Genomic DNA, 15,501 nt, shown 5'->3' on the forward strand with positions numbered 1-15,501 from the left:
GGAGATCACCCAGAACGGCCTGGGCGGCGCCGACGTGCACGCCGAGACCTCCGGTGTCTGCCACTTCGCCTACGACGACGAGGAGACCTGCATCGCCGAGGTGCGCTACCTCCTGTCGCTGCTGCCGCAGAACAACCGCGAGAACCCGCCGCGGACGGAGTCGACGGACCCGGTGGACCGCCGCTCCGACGTCCTGCTCGACCTGGTCCCGGCGGACGGCAACCGGCCGTACGACATGGCCAAGGTCATCGAGGAGATCGTCGACGACGGCGAGTACCTGGAGGTCCACGAGCGCTGGGCGCGCAACATCATCTGCGCCCTCGGCCGCCTCGACGGCCAGGTCGTGGGCATCATCGCCAACCAGCCGCAGGTGCTGGCGGGCGTCCTGGACATCGAGGCGAGCGAAAAAGCTGCGCGCTTTGTCCAGATGTGTGACGCTTTCAATATCCCGATCGTCACCTTCCTGGACGTGCCGGGGTTCCTCCCCGGCGTCGACCAGGAGCACGGCGGAATCATCCGTCACGGCGCGAAGCTGCTGTACGCCTACTGCAACGCGACCGTGCCGAGGATCTCGCTGATCCTGCGCAAGGCGTACGGAGGTGCCTACATCGTCATGGACTCCCAGTCGATCGGCGCCGACCTCACCTACGCCTGGCCGACGAACGAGATCGCCGTGATGGGCGCGGAAGGCGCCGCGAACGTCATCTTCCGCCGGCAGATCGCCGGCGCCGAGGACCCCGAGGCCATGCGTCAGAAGATGGTCAAGGAGTACAAGGCCGAGCTGATGCACCCCTACTACGCGGCCGAGCGCGGCCTGGTCGACGACGTCATCGACCCCGCCGAGACCCGCGAGGTCCTGGTCAAGTCCCTGGCCATGCTGCAGACCAAGCACGCCGACCTGCCCTCCCGCAAGCACGGCAACCCCCCGCAGTAACCGAGCGGACCCGCCGCGGCAACCCCGCGGACCTCTCTCTCACGGAGACTGACACCCATGAGCACTCCTGACATCCGCGTCGAGAAGGGCCACGCCGAGCCCGAGGAAGTCGCCGCCATCACGGCCGTCCTCCTGGCCCGCGCGGCCGCCCAGCCGGCGCCCACGGCCCAGACCCACCGAGGCCGCGCGAAGGCCGGCTGGCGCCGCCTGGAGCGCGAGCCCGGCTTCCGCGCGCCGCACAGCTGGCACTGAGTTCTGAGACGTGACCGCAGCCCCGTTTCCCCCCTCGGGAGGCGGGGCTGCGGAGTGTTCAGCTGATGGTGATGGTGACGCCGGGGACTCGGGTAGCCCGGCCATCACCCGATCGGCGTAAGCATCCCCTGATCAGCGCCACGGTTCGCACCGTCTGCACCGCCGCTTTCGGCCGAGCGTGGTGAACTCCCGTACCAGGAACGGCTCCAGACGGTCATGCACCGCGTCCGCGATCTCCCCGAACTGCCGCTGCCGCTCCCGCGCGGCATGGCAGCGGGGTACGACAAAGGGGCCCTCCCCGGAGGGAAAGGGCCCCTTCGACAAGGCGGCCGGCTACCTCAGGCGTGCCATCAGGGCGTGCTCCACCAGCGTGATCAGTGCGCTCTTGGCGTCCGCGCGGTGGCGGGCGTCCGTCGTGATGATCGGGGTGTCGGGGCCGATCTGGAGCGCCTCGCGCACCTCGTCCGGCGAGTACGGCTGGTTGCCGTCGAAGCCGTTGAGGGCGATGACGAACGGCAGACCGCTGTTCTCGAAGTAGTCGACTGCCGGGAAGCAGTCGGCCAGGCGCCGGGTGTCGACCAGGACGATGGCGCCGATGGCGCCGCGGACCAGGTCGTCCCACATGAACCAGAAGCGGTCCTGGCCGGGGGTACCGAACAGGTACAGGATCAGGTCCTGGTCCAGGGTGATACGGCCGAAGTCCATGGCCACCGTGGTGGTGGTCTTGTCCCCGGTGTGGGTGAGGTCGTCGATGCCTGCCGAAGCGGACGTCATGACGGCCTCTGTGCGCAGCGGGTTGATCTCCGAGACGGCGCCGACGAACGTGGTCTTGCCCACGCCGAAGCCGCCCGCCACCACGATCTTCGCGGAGGTGGTGGAGCGGGAAGGACCGCCGCTAGAGCTTGCGAAGTCCACTGAGCACCCTTTCGAGCAGTGTCACGTCTGGCTGGCCACCGGCGTTCTCGTCGCCGCCGGGCTGATGGATGGCGACCAGGCCCGCCTCCGCCAAGTCGGCGACGAGAATCCTGGCCACGCCGAGGGGGATCGTCAGCAGGGCCGAGACCTCGGCCACCGACTTGATCTCCCGGCACAGATTGCAGATCCGCTGATGCTCGGGCAACTGGCCCTGCATCTGGTGCGGAGCAGCGGTGGTGTGCACCAGTGCCTCGATGGCGAGCTGGTAGCGCGGGCGGGTCCGGCCGCCGGTCATGGCGTACGGACGCACCAAGGGGTTGTTCGACGCCGTCGCCGGAGCCGGCTCGGGGCGGCGCTGCGGCTGTACCGGCTGGATCCGGGGAGCCGGAGGCTGGTCGTACGGGGACGGACCGGGGCCCTGCGGCGCGTACGGCTGCCGGTGGCTGGGGGCGGAGGGGAAGTTGTACCGGTTCGCCGAACCGTCGCCCTGGCCCTGCGCGGGGCCGTACGACCAGTTGCCCGAAGACGAACCGCCTGGGGGTGTTGCCACTTTCTCCTCCTCCGACTGCGCCGGGCACCCAAACCTGTGGCGCCGCGTCCCGAAACCTTACGGCCCCGGGACGCGTGTACGCACCGTCCGATTACTAGTTGAGAAGGCTTCCCTGGAGCTCCGCGCGGAGATCCGGGGTGAGAACCGTGCCCGCGCGGTCCACAAGAAGGGCCATCTCGTACCCGATGAGGCCGATGTCCGCCTCCGGATGGGCCAGAACCGCGAGCGAGGAACCGTCGGAGATGGACATGATGAAGAGGAATCCCCGCTCCATCTCCACAACCGTCTGGTTCACGCTGCCGCCCTCGAAGATGCGCGAGGCACCGGCGGTCAGCGAGGTCAGACCGGAGGCGACGGCCGCGAGCTGGTCGGCGCGGTCGCGGGGGAAGCCTTCGGACATCGCCAGAAGGAGTCCGTCGGCGGAGACCACCACCGTGTGGGACACCCCCGGGGTGTTGTCCACGAAGTTGGTGATCAACCAGTTCAGGTTCTGTGCCGCCTGGCTCATCGGGCTCACACTAACGCTCCTGGTTGTAGGTGCTGTCAGGACCGAAGCCCTGGCCGTTCGTTTCACTGCCTGCGCTGCGTCCGCGCTGGACGCCCCGGCGCAGGTTGCTCAGCCTGCCCCGGACGTCCTCCGGGGCGCGGGAGACCTGTGGGCCTCCCTGGGGGGTGGTTTCGGCGGAACCCTCGACCAGGTTGGCCTTGGGCACCCGCCGCGGCAGGCCGGAGGCGGTGACCCCGCCTGCCTTGGGCTTCCGTAGCTGTGCGGCCTGCTGCCACCGCTCGTCGTTGGCCGAACGCCAGCTGCTGTCGCCGTCGCTCCCCGGTGCGTCGCCCGGTGCGGGAGCCGGCGCTTCCCGCTGCACGCGCGCCGTGCCGTTGGCGCCGTTCGAACCGTTGGAACCGCTCGGGGCGGGACCACGGCGGGGCAGCCCGGCGTCGGTCAGCTCGTGGGCGGCGGGAGAGGCCGGTCCCGGACGGTCGAAGCCTACGCGGTTCCGGTCACTCGCGTCATCGGCCTGCGAGGATTCCGCTTCCGGAGCGTACTGGGCCGGGTAGCCGTTCTGGTAGCCGTCCTGCTGAGGCCAGTCGTCCTGGTAGGACGGGCTGTCGTAGGAGCCGAAGCCGTCGGCCGCCTGGCCGTGCGCGGGCGCCTGCTCCTCCTGGGCCGGCTCCGCATACGCCGGGTCCGGGTAACCGCCGTTCGCGGTGAAGCCGTCGTTCTGCTGCAGACCGCCGTTCGGCGCGTAGTACTGCTCGTCGTACGACTTCTCGTACGGCTGCTCGTACGACTCCTGGTACGCGGTGTGCTGCTGCTCCTCGTACGAGGGCTGCTGCTCCTGGTACGGCTGCTCGGTGTAGCCCGTGCTGCTGCCGTCGTAGTCCTGCCGCGGCTCGAACTCGTCGCGGTAGCCGGCGGGGGCGTCGGCGGCCTCCTGCTGCGGCTGCTCGGGCTGGCCGTGCGACTGGGACTCCAGGGCCGCACGGCGCTCCTCGCGCATCAGTGAGCGGCCGACCGGGTCCAGCTCGCGGATGTCGTCGGGGACGTCCACGTACCGGCTGTCGTCGAAGCCGAGTTCGGCGGCGGTGCGCATCGGCTGCTGCTGGCCGAAGTTCTCACCCTGGAACTGCTGCTCCGGGATGATCTGCGAGACGGTGAACTCGTCGCGGTCCAGCGGCGCTTCGCCGCCACCGCCGTGCGTGATCGCGTCCGGCAGCATGACCAGGGAGGTCGTACCGGCCTGCTCGCCCGAGGGGCGCAGCTGGACCCGGATGCCGTGCCGGTCGGACAGCCGGCCGACCACGAACAGGCCCATGCGCTGCGAGATCGCGGCGTCCACGGTCGGCGGGTTGGCCAGCTTGTGGTTGATGTCCGCGAAGTCCTCGGCGGTCAGGCCGATGCCCTTGTCGTGGATCTCGATCATGATGCGGCCGTCCGGCAGCCGGGTCGCGGTGACGCGGACCTTGGTCTGCGGGGAGGAGAACGTGGTGGCGTTCTCCAGCAGCTCGGCCAGCAGGTGCACGAGGTCGGTGACCGCGCGGCCGTGGATCTCGGCCTCCGGCACGCCGGACAGCTCGATGCGCTCGTACTGCTCCACCTCGGAGGAGGCGGCGCGCAGCACGTCGACCAGCGGGACCGGCTGGTCCCAGCGGCGGCCGGGCTCCTCGCCGGCGAGGACCAGGAGGTTCTCGCCGTTGCGGCGCATACGGGTGGCCAGGTGGTCCAGCCTGAAGAGGTTCTCCAGCTGGTCCGGGTCGGCCTCGTTGTTCTCCAGGTCGGTGATCAGCGTCAGCTGGCCCTCGATCAGCGACTGGTTGCGGCGCGAGAGGTTGGTGAAGATCGCGTTGATGTTGCCCCGCAGCAGTGCCTGCTCGGAGGCGAGCCGCACCGCCTCGCGGTGGACCTGGTCGAAGGCGCGGGCAACCTCGCCGATCTCGTCCTTGGTGGTGATCGGGATCGGCGCGACCCGGGTGTCGACCCGGCCGGGATCGGTGCGCGAGAGCTGGTCGACCAGCATCGGCAGGCGCTGCTCGGCGATCCCGAAGGCGGCGTTGCGCAGCCGGCGCATCGAGCGGCTCATCTGGCGGGCCACGGCACCGGCCAGGATGAACGCGAGCAGCAGGGCGACCACGACCACGGCACCGGTGATGAACGCGGAGGTCTTGGCGTCGTCGGCGATGGACGAGGCCTCGTTCACCGCCTTGTCGGCGAGGTCCGACTCGATCTGACGGTAGGCCTTGTACTTGAGGGTGTTGACCGCCCACCAGTTCTCGGCGGTGACGCCCCTGCCGGCGAGCTGCTGACGCGTGAGCGCGCCGGTGTCCTTCATGGTGGCGACCTGCGCGACCATGGTGGACGGGTCGGACGGCGGGGCGATGTACTTCGGATCCGCCGCCTTGGCCTTCTCGACCAGGGCGGCGCCGTCCGTCTTCATCTTCGCCTGCGCGTCGGTCAGCTTCTGCGCGTCGGCCTCGGTGCCACCGCCGAGGTACTCCTCCAGGGCGATGCGCTCCAGGTAGGCGTACGAGGACAGGGCCACCCGCTGGGTCGCCAGGTTGGGGTCGTCCGGACCGGGGTTGACCAGCAGATGCGTGCCGATCGACCGCTCCAGCGACAGCGCCGCCTTGGTCAGCGACATGGCGTAGACGGTACGACCGTAGGAAGTGATGTTGCCGGTGCCCAGACCGAGTTCGTTGGCGAACTCCATCAGGGGGTGGCTGATCTCGACGTAGCCCTCTTCGGTCTGCACACCGTGGACCTTGGAGGTGTACGCCACCTGGCGCAGCTGGGCCAGCTTGGGCTCGGCCTCGCGGAACAGCTTCAGCCGGCGCTCCAGGCCGGACTTGTGCGGCATGTTCTGCGCGGCCTGGTCGAAGACGTCCGCGGCCTGGTCGGTGGTCTTGCGGGCCCCGTCGACGGCCGCCTTTCCGGCGGCGTCCTTCTTGTTCAGCAGCAGCGGGACCGCGGTGACGTCACGCTCGTTCTCGAGGGCGTCGGCGTAGGAGAGGGCGGCACGCACCAGGCGGGCGGTGTTCTCGGCGTCGCGGGCCTCCTGCCAGGTGTCGATCGAGTTCTTCACCTGGAAGCCGCCCATGACGAGACCGACCGCCACGGGTATGAGCAGGATCGCGTTCAGACGGGTGGGCACCCGCCAGTTGCGCGGGGAGAAGCGGCCGCCGCTCGGTGCGGGAGCGGCCGCCGGCTCCGTACCGGGCACAGGGGTGGGCGCCGCAGCGCGCGGCGGCGGGGTGAAGTTGCCCCGTGCCGACGGCTCGGGACCGTTCTTGCTTCGCCTCACTCGACCAACAACCTCTCGGCGGTCGGCACCTACGTCGTGCCGCAGTCTCTCAGAGCCCGGTTCGCCACAGACCCTTACGGGGTACGGCTTTGACCATTGGGCAGTTCAGGCATTCCAGCACGTGGACCAGTGCACTTCCAAACACCGGAAACCTCTGGAGGCGAGGGATGTAAGCCCCAGATAAAACGGTCATAAAGAGCGAGCCCCGCCAAAAGGCGGGGCGTTTGTGCGCGCAGCGGCACCACGCGACCGCGTCGCGTGGTGATGCCGGACGATTCCTCTGCCGAACTGTTATGAACGTCGGAGCCGACCGTGTCAAAGGCCACAGTCGGCTCCGCATCCTTTACGGCAACTGCCGTGCGGCACGTCGTACTTGAGTGCTACCTCAGGCGTGCCATCAGGGCGTGCTCCACCAGCGTGATCAGTGCGCTCTTGGCGTCCGCGCGGTGGCGGGCGTCCGTTGTGATGATCGGGGCGTCGGGGCCGATCTGCAGCGCTTCCCGCACTTCATCGGGGGTGTAGGGCTGCTGGCCGTCGAAGCCGTTGAGGGCGATGACGAAGGGCAGACCGCTGTTCTCGAAGTAGTCGACTGCCGGGAAGCAGTCGGCCAGGCGCCGGGTGTCGACCAGGACGACGGCGCCGATGGCGCCGCGGACCAGGTCGTCCCACATGAACCAGAAGCGGTCCTGACCGGGGGTACCGAACAGGTACAGGATCAGGTCCTGGTCCAGGGTGATACGGCCGAAGTCCATGGCCACCGTGGTGGTGGTCTTGTCCCCGGTGTGGGTGAGGTCGTCGATGCCCGCCGAAGCGGACGTCATGACGGCCTCCGTGCGCAGCGGGTTGATCTCCGAGACGGCGCCGACGAACGTGGTCTTGCCCACGCCGAAGCCGCCCGCCACCACGATCTTCGCGGAGGTGGTGGCCCGGCCCGCGTCAGAGCTTGCGAAGTCCACTGAGCACCCTTTCGAGCAGCGTCACGTCCGGAGCGCCACCGTTGTTCTCGTCGCCACCCGGCTGGTGAATGGCGACCAGGCCGGCCTCGGCGAGGTCGGCGACCAGGATCCGGGCCACACCGAGCGGCATGGCCAGCAGCGCGGAGACCTCCGCGACCGACTTGACCTCGCGGCACAGGTGGCAGATGCGCTGGTGCTCCGGGAGCAGCCCCATGAGCGCTGCCGGGTCGGCCGTGGTGCTGATCAGCGCCTCGATGGCGAGCTGGTAGCGCGGCCGGGTCCGGCCGCCGGTCATCGCGTACGGCCTCACCAGCGGCTGGTCGCCCTCATCCCCGTACGGCTCCGCGTACGGATCATGATGGGCGGTGGGCGGGGTCATGAATCCTCCGGGCGGGACAGCAAGTCGGTCAGTCAAGCCGTCTGACGGGGCCGGTGGGGGGATTGTGGCGGCCGGACGGTGTTTTCGTGAGGTGGGTGGTGCCGGGGGCGGTCAGTGAAGCAGACTGCCTTGGAGTTCGGCGCGCAGGTCCGGGGTGAGTACCGCACCCGCGCGGTCGACGAGCAGTGCCATCTCGTAGCCGACGAGGCCGATGTCCGCCTCGGGGTGGGCCAGGACCGCGAGGGACGACCCGTCCGAGATGGACATCAGGAAGAGGAAGCCGCGCTCCATCTCGACGACCGTCTGCGCCACGCTGCCGCCCTCGAAGATCCGGGACGCCCCGGCCGTAAGGGAGGTCAGCCCGGACGCGACGGCCGCCAGCTGGTCGGCGCGGTCCCGCGGGAAACCTTCGGACATCGCCAGCAGAAGGCCGTCGGCGGAGACCACCACAGTGTGGGACACCCCAGGGGTGTTGTCCACGAAGTTGGTGATCAACCAGTTCAGGTTCTGTGCCGCCTGGCTCATCGGACTCAACTAACGCTCCTGCTGGTGAGTGGGGCTCGGGAAGCTGCCGGTCTGGCCGCTGCCGGCCTGACGGCCCTGAGCGATGCCCCGACGAAGATTGGTCAGCCGTCCGCGTACGTCGTCAGGCGCACGCGAGACCTGCGGACCGGCTTGGTGCTGTTGCTGCTGAGCCGTACCCGGGACGAGGTTCGCCCGGGGCACGCGGCGCGGCAGGCCGGAGGTGGTGACACCGCCCGCGGCGGGTTGCCGGACGCGCTCGGCCTGCCGGACGAGTTCGTCGTTCGGCGAGGTCCGCCAGGAACCGGTGTCGGTGGCGGACCGCCGCGGGGCCGGGGCCTGCGGCTGCTGCTGCGGCGCGCCGTCCTGCTGCTGACCGCCGTGGAACCAGTTGGTCTCCAGCGTGTCGTACAGCGGGGTACGGCCGTCACCCGGGCCGCTGGCCGGCGGCAGTGCCCACCCGTCGCCCGGTGCCCGGCCCTCGTCGGGCCGCTGCGCGGCGCCCGGGTTGCCGGGCTCGTGACGGACCGGGCGCTGCTGCGGGGCCGGCGGGCGCGGGGCGCCGAAGTCGTCACGGCCCTGCAGTCCGAAGTCGTCGCGGCCGGTCGGCTGCGGGCGCTCGAACTGGCCGGTCTGCGCGGGGTCCTGGCGGCCGGGCAGGGCGTGCTGCCCGGTGGAGCCGCCGTCGTACGCCTGCGGGGCCGCGAACTGGTCCGTGTTCTGGGCGCCGTCCTGCCGCCCGGGCGCCGTCGTACCGAAGACGTCGGAGCGGACGAACGAACCGGGGCCCTGCCGGCCGTCGGGCCGTGCCGCGAACCGGTCCTGCTGGGAGGCGTCGGGATGCGCGAACTGGCCCGTCTGCTGGGAGCTGTCCGGGCGGGCGAACTGGCCCGTGCCCTGGGAGCCGCCCAGGCCGTTCAGCTCGGCGCGCGGGAACTCGCCCGTGGCGGCCGGGCCCTGTGCGTCGATCCGGGGCATCTCCGCGGTCGAGCCCGGGCCCTGCCGGTCGTCGACGCGCGGCATGCGCGCGGTCAGCGACGGGTTCTGCTCGTCGTGGCCGCGGGGGGCGTCCAGCGAGGCGCGCGACAGCGGGGCCTGGGTGTCCGCCCAGTCCGGGGTGCGCTGCTGCGGGTCACCGCCGGGCAGCTCGGCCCGCGGACCGCCGCGCGGCGGCAGCTGGGGCTGACGGCCCTGGTCGGCGGGGGCGGCGGGCCGCTGCGGGCCACGGCCACCGAAGGGGTCCTGTTGCGAGCCACGGCCACCGAAGGGGTCCTGCTGCGGTCCGCCCGGGTTCGCGGCCTGCAGACCCTGCGGGGCGGCCGGCGCCTGGCCGCCGAAGCCGCCCGCACCAGCGGGCGCGGGCCGGCCCTGCTGGGCACCGGGACCGCCCTGCGGACCACGCGCTCCGCCCCCCGGACGGCCGCCCTGGCCCGCGCCGGGCAGCGCGGCCCGGGGACCCTGACCGGAGCCGACCTGGCCGCGCGAGCCGGGACCGGCACCGAGCAGACCGCCACCGGCCGGGGCACCGCCCTGGCCGGTGTTGCCGTTCGCGCGGCGCGCCGCGGCCGCACCGGCGGCGGCCTGCGCGGCGGCGGGTCCACCGGAGGCGATGGGCGCGCCCGGCTTGCCCGGAGCGGGCTTCTTGCCGCCCTGGGCGACGTCCACGGGCAGCATGACCAGCGCGGTCGTACCTCCGGAGTCGGACGGGCGCAGCTGGATGCGGATGCCGTGGCGCTGCGACAGACGACCGACCACGAACAGACCCATGCGGCGGGACACCGACACGTCCACGGTGGGCGGCGAGGCGAGCCGCTCGTTGATGGCCGCGAGGTCCTCGGGGGAGAGGCCGATACCGGTGTCGTGGATCTCGATCAGCACGCGGCCGTCGGGCAGCGCGTGACCGGTGACCTTGACCTTGGTCTGCGGGGAGGAGAACGAGGTCGCGTTCTCCAGCAGCTCGGCGAGCAGGTGCACGAGGTCGTTGACGACCCGGCCGGCCACTTCGGTGGTCGGCACGGAGGCCAGCTCGATGCGCTCGTACTGCTCCACCTCGGAGGCCGCGGCGCGGAGCACGTCGACCAGCGGGACCGGGCGGGTCCAGCGGCGGCCGGGCTCTTCACCCGCGAGGACGAGGAGGTTCTCGCCGTTACGGCGCATACGGGTCGCGAGGTGGTCGAGCTTGAACAGCGAGGACAGCTGGTCCGGGTCGGCCTCGCGGGACTCGAGCTCGGAGATCAGGGACAGCTGGCGCTGGATCAGACCCTGGGAGCGGCGCGAGAGGTTGGTGAACATCGCGTTGACGTTGCCCCGCAGCAGGGCCTGCTCGGCGGCGAGGCGGACCGCCTCGCGGTGCACGTCGTCGAAGGCCGCGGCCACCTGGCCGATCTCGTCCCGGGAGTGCACACCGACCGACTCCACGGAGGTGTCGACGTCCTGCGGGTCGGACTCCGACAGCTGCTTGACCAGCTCGGGCAGGCGATCCTGGGCGACCTTGGTCGCGGTCTCCTGGAGCCGGCGCAGCGAGCGGATCATGGAGCGGGCCACGACGAACGCGCCGACCAGCGACACGCCGAGCACGATGAGGATCAGGGCACCGGAGATGATGGCGTCACGCTGGGTGGCGCTCTTCAGCTCGCGTGCCTTCTGCTCCATCTCCTCGAGCAGCGTGCGCTCGATCTTCTTCATCTGCTCGATCTTGGTCGAGCTGTCGTCCATCCAGTCCTTGTAGGACCGCGCCGGCAGCTGCTGCAGGCCGTCCGGGGACTCGAAGGAGCGCTTGGCGTAGACGTCCGCGGACTGGATCGTCGCGTTGCCCTCGGTGATCGGCTTGAGCAGGTCCTCGGCGTCCTGGTTGGCGTAGATCTTCCGGAAGATCGCCAGCTCCGAGCCCTCGCTGTCGTACGCCGACTGGCCGTAGAGGCGGTCGTTCTCGGTGAGGTCGCCCTTGCTGTCGGTGGTCGCCGGCAGTGCGGCGGCGATCAGGGCGCGCTGCTCGGACGCGTACTCCTTGGCGGTGGAGAAGGCCGCCAGGGCGCGGGTGCGCGAGATCATCTCCGGGTTGCTGGACGCCTCGGCCATGTCCTGGGAGAGGCCGATCAGCTGGGTGATGAGCCGGTGGTACGACTCGACCGTCTGGGTCGCGTTCCCCTTGGACGTGTACGCGGACTTGCGGATCTTGGCCAGGTCGTCCAGCTGGTTGGCGAGACCGACCAGCGCGTCTCGGACGCCCTGGAGGTTGCCGTTCTTGCTGGCCCCGTCGATCTGCTCGGAGGCGTTGAGGAAGTTCTCGCGGGCCCGGTCGGTCTTCTGCTGGTAGCCCTTGACCGTGTAGTCGCTGGCCTTCAGGCCGTGCGCCATCGGACCGGCGGACTGGTCGCGCTCGTCCTGGAGCGCGTGGGCCAGCTCGGTGGCCTGCTTGGTCATGTCCGTCAGCAGCTTCATGTTGTCGAGCTGCTGGATGTCGTTCAAGTTCTCGTTGATGCGCAGCGCGCCCAGCGAGGTCGCCGCGACCACGGGCAGCGCGAGCAGCGACACCAGGCGCGTGGAGATGCGCCAGTTGCGCAGGGCCAGACGCGAACCGGGGCCGGTCGGGCCCAGGACGGGCTTCACCGGCGGCGTCGGGTTGCCGGAATCAGCCGTCTTCGCGGAGGCCGACGAGGCCGGGGCGCCGGGGCGCCCGGGGCGCTCACCGCCGTCTGCGGACGGGGTCTGGCCCGGGTTCTGGGCGTGCTGGGGCGAGGAACCACGGTCGGTCCCGCCGTGCGGCTCCGGCTCCGCCGAAGCGCTGCCATCCCTCTTGAAACGTCCCTGCACTAGCGTCGCAACCTCTGGACCAGGCGCCCCTCCGCGTGAACGGAGGGACACGGTGTCGGCGTTGTGGAGAGCGCCCTGAATACGCCCCCCGGTGGTCTTGAGTGACCGGCGCTGGTTCCCCCCTGTCTCGCCGCCGCTCGGCGCTGCGTCGCGCCCCCTTGCGCCGGTTCGATCCCGCGGCGGTCCGTGGAATTCCAGCACAGTGCCGGATCTCCAACAAGGGCCGTGTCCCGAGCTGTGACCTCCGTGACGGGCTGTGAGTGACGCATCACCTGCCGTGGAAGTCGATTCGGGGCGAACCGGACGCATCTCTGCGAGTCGCCGCTCGGTGGCACGTGTCCCAGTCGCGATGATCAGGAGCGGAATGATGGCTTCAGGGATCCAATGTCCGTTTCGATGGGGCTGACCGCAGGCCTGAATTGACCGATTTGCCTGCGGACTCGTGAGCAAACTCACACGTGGATCGTGGGCAGTTGGCGTCTTCGCCGGGGAATCGGATGTTTAGCCTGACGCTTTACAGGACGGGCGACTCTGCCAACCACTCGACCAGAGGGCACAGGACGACAACGGTGAAGACGACGATGATGTTCCGCACGATAGCCAACCCGCGACGCACGACCCTGGCGCACCTCGACGACGCCGGCGAACTGCAGATGCCGGAGCTGCCGGAGCAGTCCGTCGACCTCCCCGCTCAGACGGCCAATCCCAAGCGCACCGTCCTGATGGAGGTGCCGGTCGGCGCGGCCGCGGCCGGCGAGTAGCCGACCGGGTGGCACACCGCCGACCCGACGGGCCCGAGGCCCGGCGAGCGCGGCCACGGAGAGCGAGCGTCGACGACGACCCTCCGGGCCGCGCTCCCCTTTTGCACGGGTGCGGTTTCCTGAGCCGCCGCGACACCGTGATCGGCGGTTCGGGCAACCGGAAAACACCTGACCGGCGGCGGTAGCGGCCGAACGCCGGGCGGCCCGACCGGTTAACCTGGGGCGTCAGTCCGCCGGTTCTCAGTGAGGGGCGCAAGGATCCCGTGCGCATCGCCAGGTTCTCCATCGACGGGAACGTAGCCTTCGGCGCGGTCGAGGGCGACAAGCAGGACGAACTCGTCCTCGACATCATCAAGGGCATCCCGTTCGCCGACTACGAGCTGTCCGGGACGAAGGTGCCGCTGAGCAAGGTCAGGCTGCTCCCTCCGGTCCTCCCGAACAAGGTCGTGGCGTTCGGCCGCAACTACTCCGAGCACGCCCGCGAGCTGGGCAACGAGGTGCCGGACGCCCCGTTCGCCTTCTTCAAGCCGTCCACCTCGGTGATCGGCCCCGGCGACGACATCCAGTACCCGTCCTTCTCCCAGGAACTGCACCACGAGGCCGAGCTGGCCGTCGTCATCGGCCGCATGTGCCGCGAGGTGCCGCGCGAGCGCGTCAAGGACGTGATCTTCGGCTATACCTGCGCCAACGACGTCACCGCCCGCGACGTGCAGGGGCGCGAGAAGCAGTGGGCCCGGGCCAAGGGCTTCGACACCTCCTGTCCGCTCGGCCCCTGGGTGGAGACCGACCTGGACCTCGACCGCGCGAACGACCTGACCGTCCAGCTCACCGTCAACGGCGAACAGCGTCAGCTGGGCCGCACGAGCGAGATGATCCACCCCATCGAGGACCTGATCGTCAACATCTCCGAGGCCATGACCCTGCTTCCCGGCGACGTCGTCCTCACCGGCACCCCCGCGGGGGTCGGCCCCCTGAACGTCGGCGACGAGGTCGCCGTCACCATCGAAGGCATCGGCACTCTCACCAACAAGGTTGTCAAGCGTGGCTAGCGCACCCGGCTCCCCCGTACGCGTCCGTTTCTGCCCCTCGCCCACCGGTAACCCCCACGTGGGTCTGGTCCGCACCGCCCTGTTCAACTGGGCGTTCGCCCGGCACCACCAGGGCACCCTGGTCTTCCGTATCGAGGACACCGACGCGGCCCGCGACTCGGAGGAGTCGTACAACCAGCTGCTCGACGCCATGCGCTGGCTCGGCTTCGACTGGGACGAGGGCCCCGAGGTCGGCGGCCCGCACGCGCCGTACCGCCAGTCGCAGCGTATGGACGTCTACGCCGACGTCGCGCGCAAGCTCCTCGACGGCGGCTACGCCTACCACTGCTACTGCTCCCAGGAGGAGCTGGACACCCGCCGCGAGGCCGCCCGCGCGGCCGGCAAGCCGTCCGGCTACGACGGCCACTGCCGGGACCTGACCGCCGAGCAGGTCGAGGAGTACGAGGCCCAGGGCCGCACGCCGATCGTCCGGTTCCGCATGCCCGACGAGACGATCACCTTCACCGACCTGGTCCGCGGCGAGCTGACGTTCACGCCGGAGAACGTCCCGGACTACGGCATCGTCCGCGCCAACGGCGCCCCGCTGTACACGCTGGTGAACCCGGTCGACGACGCCCTGATGGAGATCACCCACGTCCTGCGCGGCGAGGACCTGCTCTCCTCCACCCCGCGCCAGATCGCCCTGTACAAGGCGCTGATCGAGCTGGGCGTCGCCCGGCAGGTCCCGGCCTTCGGCCACCTGCCGTACGTGATGGGCGAGGGCAACAAGAAGCTCTCCAAGCGCGACCCGCAGTCCTCGCTCAACCTCTACCGGGAGCGCGGCTTCCTGCCCGAGGGCCTGCTCAACTACCTGTCCCTGCTGGGCTGGTCGCTCTCGGCGGACCAGGACATCTTCACGATCGAGGAGATGGTCGCGGCCTTCGACATCGCCGACGTGAACCCCAACCCGGCGCGCTTCGACCTGAAGAAGTGCGAGGCGATCAACGGCGACCACATCCGGCTGCTCGACGTGAAGGAGTTCACCGAGCGCTGCCGCCCGTGGCTGAAGGCCCCGTTCGCCCCGTGGGCGCCGGAGGACTTCGACGAGGCCAAGTGGCAGGCGATCGCCCCGCACGCCCAGACCCGCCTGAAGGTCCTCTCCGAGATCACCGACAACGTCGACTTCCTGTTCCTGCCGGAGCCGGTCTTCGACGAGGCGAGCTGGACGAAGGCGATGAAGGAGGGCTCCGACGCCCTGCTCCGCACGGCCCGCGAGAAACTGGAGTCCGCCGACTGGACCTCGGCCGAGTCCCTCAAGGAGGCCGTCCTGGCGGCCGGCGAGGCCCACGGCCTCAAGCTCGGCAAGGCCCAGGCCCCGGTCCGGGTCGCCGTCACCGGCCGCACGGTCGGCCTGCCCCTCTTCGAGTCCCTGGAGATCCTGGGCAAGGAGAAGACGCTGGCCCGCATCGACGCGGCGCTGGCCAGGCTGGGCGACTAGGTTCTGTCTCTTAGGTCAGCGTCGGGTCCAGATGAGGATGCCGGCGAGGTGGAGTGCGGCCTGGTAGGCGATGGCGAGTTTGTCGGTTCG

General features: G+C 70.3%; 13 protein-coding genes. 5 read left to right on the forward strand and 8 right to left on the reverse strand.

Going from position 1 to position 15,501, the window contains the following annotated elements:
- Together ACGFRF_RS41400 and ACGFRF_RS41405 are read left to right on the forward strand one after the other, a co-directional pair.
- On the forward strand, nucleotides 1-934 hold a 934-nt coding region (locus ACGFRF_RS41400), incomplete at its 5' end, for an acyl-CoA carboxylase subunit beta (protein ID WP_393749274.1).
- Nucleotides 935-991: 57 nt separating this feature from the next.
- Nucleotides 992-1,186 carry an acyl-CoA carboxylase subunit epsilon gene (locus ACGFRF_RS41405; RefSeq protein WP_393749276.1) on the forward strand — a complete coding sequence of 65 codons (195 nt, stop codon included), beginning with the start codon at nucleotides 992-994 and terminating at the stop codon, nucleotides 1,184-1,186.
- A gap of 333 nt (nucleotides 1,187-1,519) precedes the next feature.
- Here the strand turns inward: ACGFRF_RS41405 and ACGFRF_RS41410 are convergent, their stop codons facing one another.
- From ACGFRF_RS41410 to ACGFRF_RS41445, 8 genes are all read right to left on the reverse strand, one after another.
- A complete protein-coding gene (locus tag ACGFRF_RS41410) occupies nucleotides 1,520-2,101 on the reverse strand; it encodes an ATP/GTP-binding protein (protein WP_029183992.1) in 582 nt (193 codons plus the stop codon).
- Nucleotides 2,082-2,651: a DUF742 domain-containing protein gene (locus ACGFRF_RS41415; RefSeq protein ID WP_393749278.1), complete on the reverse strand. Its 570-nt coding sequence runs from the start codon at nucleotides 2,649-2,651 to the stop codon at nucleotides 2,082-2,084. The genes ACGFRF_RS41410 and ACGFRF_RS41415 overlap by 20 nt, the downstream gene beginning before the upstream one ends.
- Before the next feature lie 94 nt (nucleotides 2,652-2,745).
- A complete protein-coding gene (locus ACGFRF_RS41420; protein ID WP_004983065.1) occupies nucleotides 2,746-3,159 on the reverse strand; it encodes a roadblock/LC7 domain-containing protein in 414 nt (137 codons plus the stop codon).
- Nucleotides 3,160-3,169: 10 nt separating this feature from the next.
- Entirely contained in the window at nucleotides 3,170-6,454 is a 3,285-nt protein-coding gene (locus ACGFRF_RS41425) for a nitrate- and nitrite sensing domain-containing protein (RefSeq protein ID WP_393749280.1), read from the reverse strand.
- A gap of 380 nt (nucleotides 6,455-6,834) precedes the next feature.
- Nucleotides 6,835-7,410 (reverse strand): ATP/GTP-binding protein, encoded by a 576-nt coding sequence (locus ACGFRF_RS41430; protein WP_067301226.1) that lies wholly within the window; start codon nucleotides 7,408-7,410, stop codon nucleotides 6,835-6,837.
- The gene (locus tag ACGFRF_RS41435) at nucleotides 7,391-7,789 is read right to left on the reverse strand and encodes a DUF742 domain-containing protein (RefSeq protein WP_009190816.1); all 399 of its coding nucleotides are present in this window, start codon (nucleotides 7,787-7,789) and stop codon (nucleotides 7,391-7,393) included. Before ACGFRF_RS41435 ends, ACGFRF_RS41430 begins: the two co-directional genes overlap by 20 nt.
- Nucleotides 7,790-7,900: 111 nt before the next feature.
- The gene (locus ACGFRF_RS41440) at nucleotides 7,901-8,314 is read right to left on the reverse strand and encodes a roadblock/LC7 domain-containing protein (protein ID WP_190018698.1); all 414 of its coding nucleotides are present in this window, start codon (nucleotides 8,312-8,314) and stop codon (nucleotides 7,901-7,903) included.
- 9 nt (nucleotides 8,315-8,323) lie between these two features.
- Nucleotides 8,324-12,124, reverse strand: a complete 3,801-nt coding sequence (locus ACGFRF_RS41445; protein WP_393749283.1) for a nitrate- and nitrite sensing domain-containing protein — start codon at nucleotides 12,122-12,124, stop codon at nucleotides 8,324-8,326.
- A gap of 569 nt (nucleotides 12,125-12,693) precedes the next feature.
- Between ACGFRF_RS41445 and ACGFRF_RS41450 the strand changes: the two genes are divergently transcribed.
- The 3 genes from ACGFRF_RS41450 (at nucleotide 12,694) to gltX (ending at nucleotide 15,411) form a co-directional block, all read left to right on the forward strand.
- Nucleotides 12,694-12,885, forward strand: a complete 192-nt coding sequence (locus ACGFRF_RS41450) for a hypothetical protein (RefSeq protein WP_393749285.1) — start codon at nucleotides 12,694-12,696, stop codon at nucleotides 12,883-12,885.
- Nucleotides 12,886-13,148: 263 nt separating this feature from the next.
- Nucleotides 13,149-13,934 (forward strand): fumarylacetoacetate hydrolase family protein, encoded by a 786-nt coding sequence (locus ACGFRF_RS41455; protein ID WP_393749287.1) that lies wholly within the window; start codon nucleotides 13,149-13,151, stop codon nucleotides 13,932-13,934.
- Nucleotides 13,927-15,411, forward strand: coding sequence for a glutamate--tRNA ligase (gene gltX / locus ACGFRF_RS41460; protein WP_393749289.1), 1,485 nt, complete (start codon nucleotides 13,927-13,929; stop codon nucleotides 15,409-15,411). The genes ACGFRF_RS41455 and gltX overlap by 8 nt, the downstream gene beginning before the upstream one ends.
- Nucleotides 15,412-15,501 lie beyond the last annotated feature (90 nt).

The organism is Streptomyces sp. NPDC048521 (genome assembly GCF_043199855.1).
GTDB lineage: Bacteria > Actinomycetota > Actinomycetes > Streptomycetales > Streptomycetaceae > Streptomyces.

Coding starts and splice junctions, on each gene's coding strand:
- ACGFRF_RS41435 (WP_009190816.1), bottom strand. CDS start 7,789: ATGACCCCGCCCACCGCCCATCATGATCCGTACGCGGAGCCGTACGGG.
- ACGFRF_RS41405 (WP_393749276.1), top strand. CDS start 992: ATGAGCACTCCTGACATCCGCGTCGAGAAGGGCCACGCCGAGCCCGAG.
- ACGFRF_RS41440 (WP_190018698.1), bottom strand. CDS start 8,314: ATGAGCCAGGCGGCACAGAACCTGAACTGGTTGATCACCAACTTCGTG.
- ACGFRF_RS41420 (WP_004983065.1), bottom strand. CDS start 3,159: ATGAGCCAGGCGGCACAGAACCTGAACTGGTTGATCACCAACTTCGTG.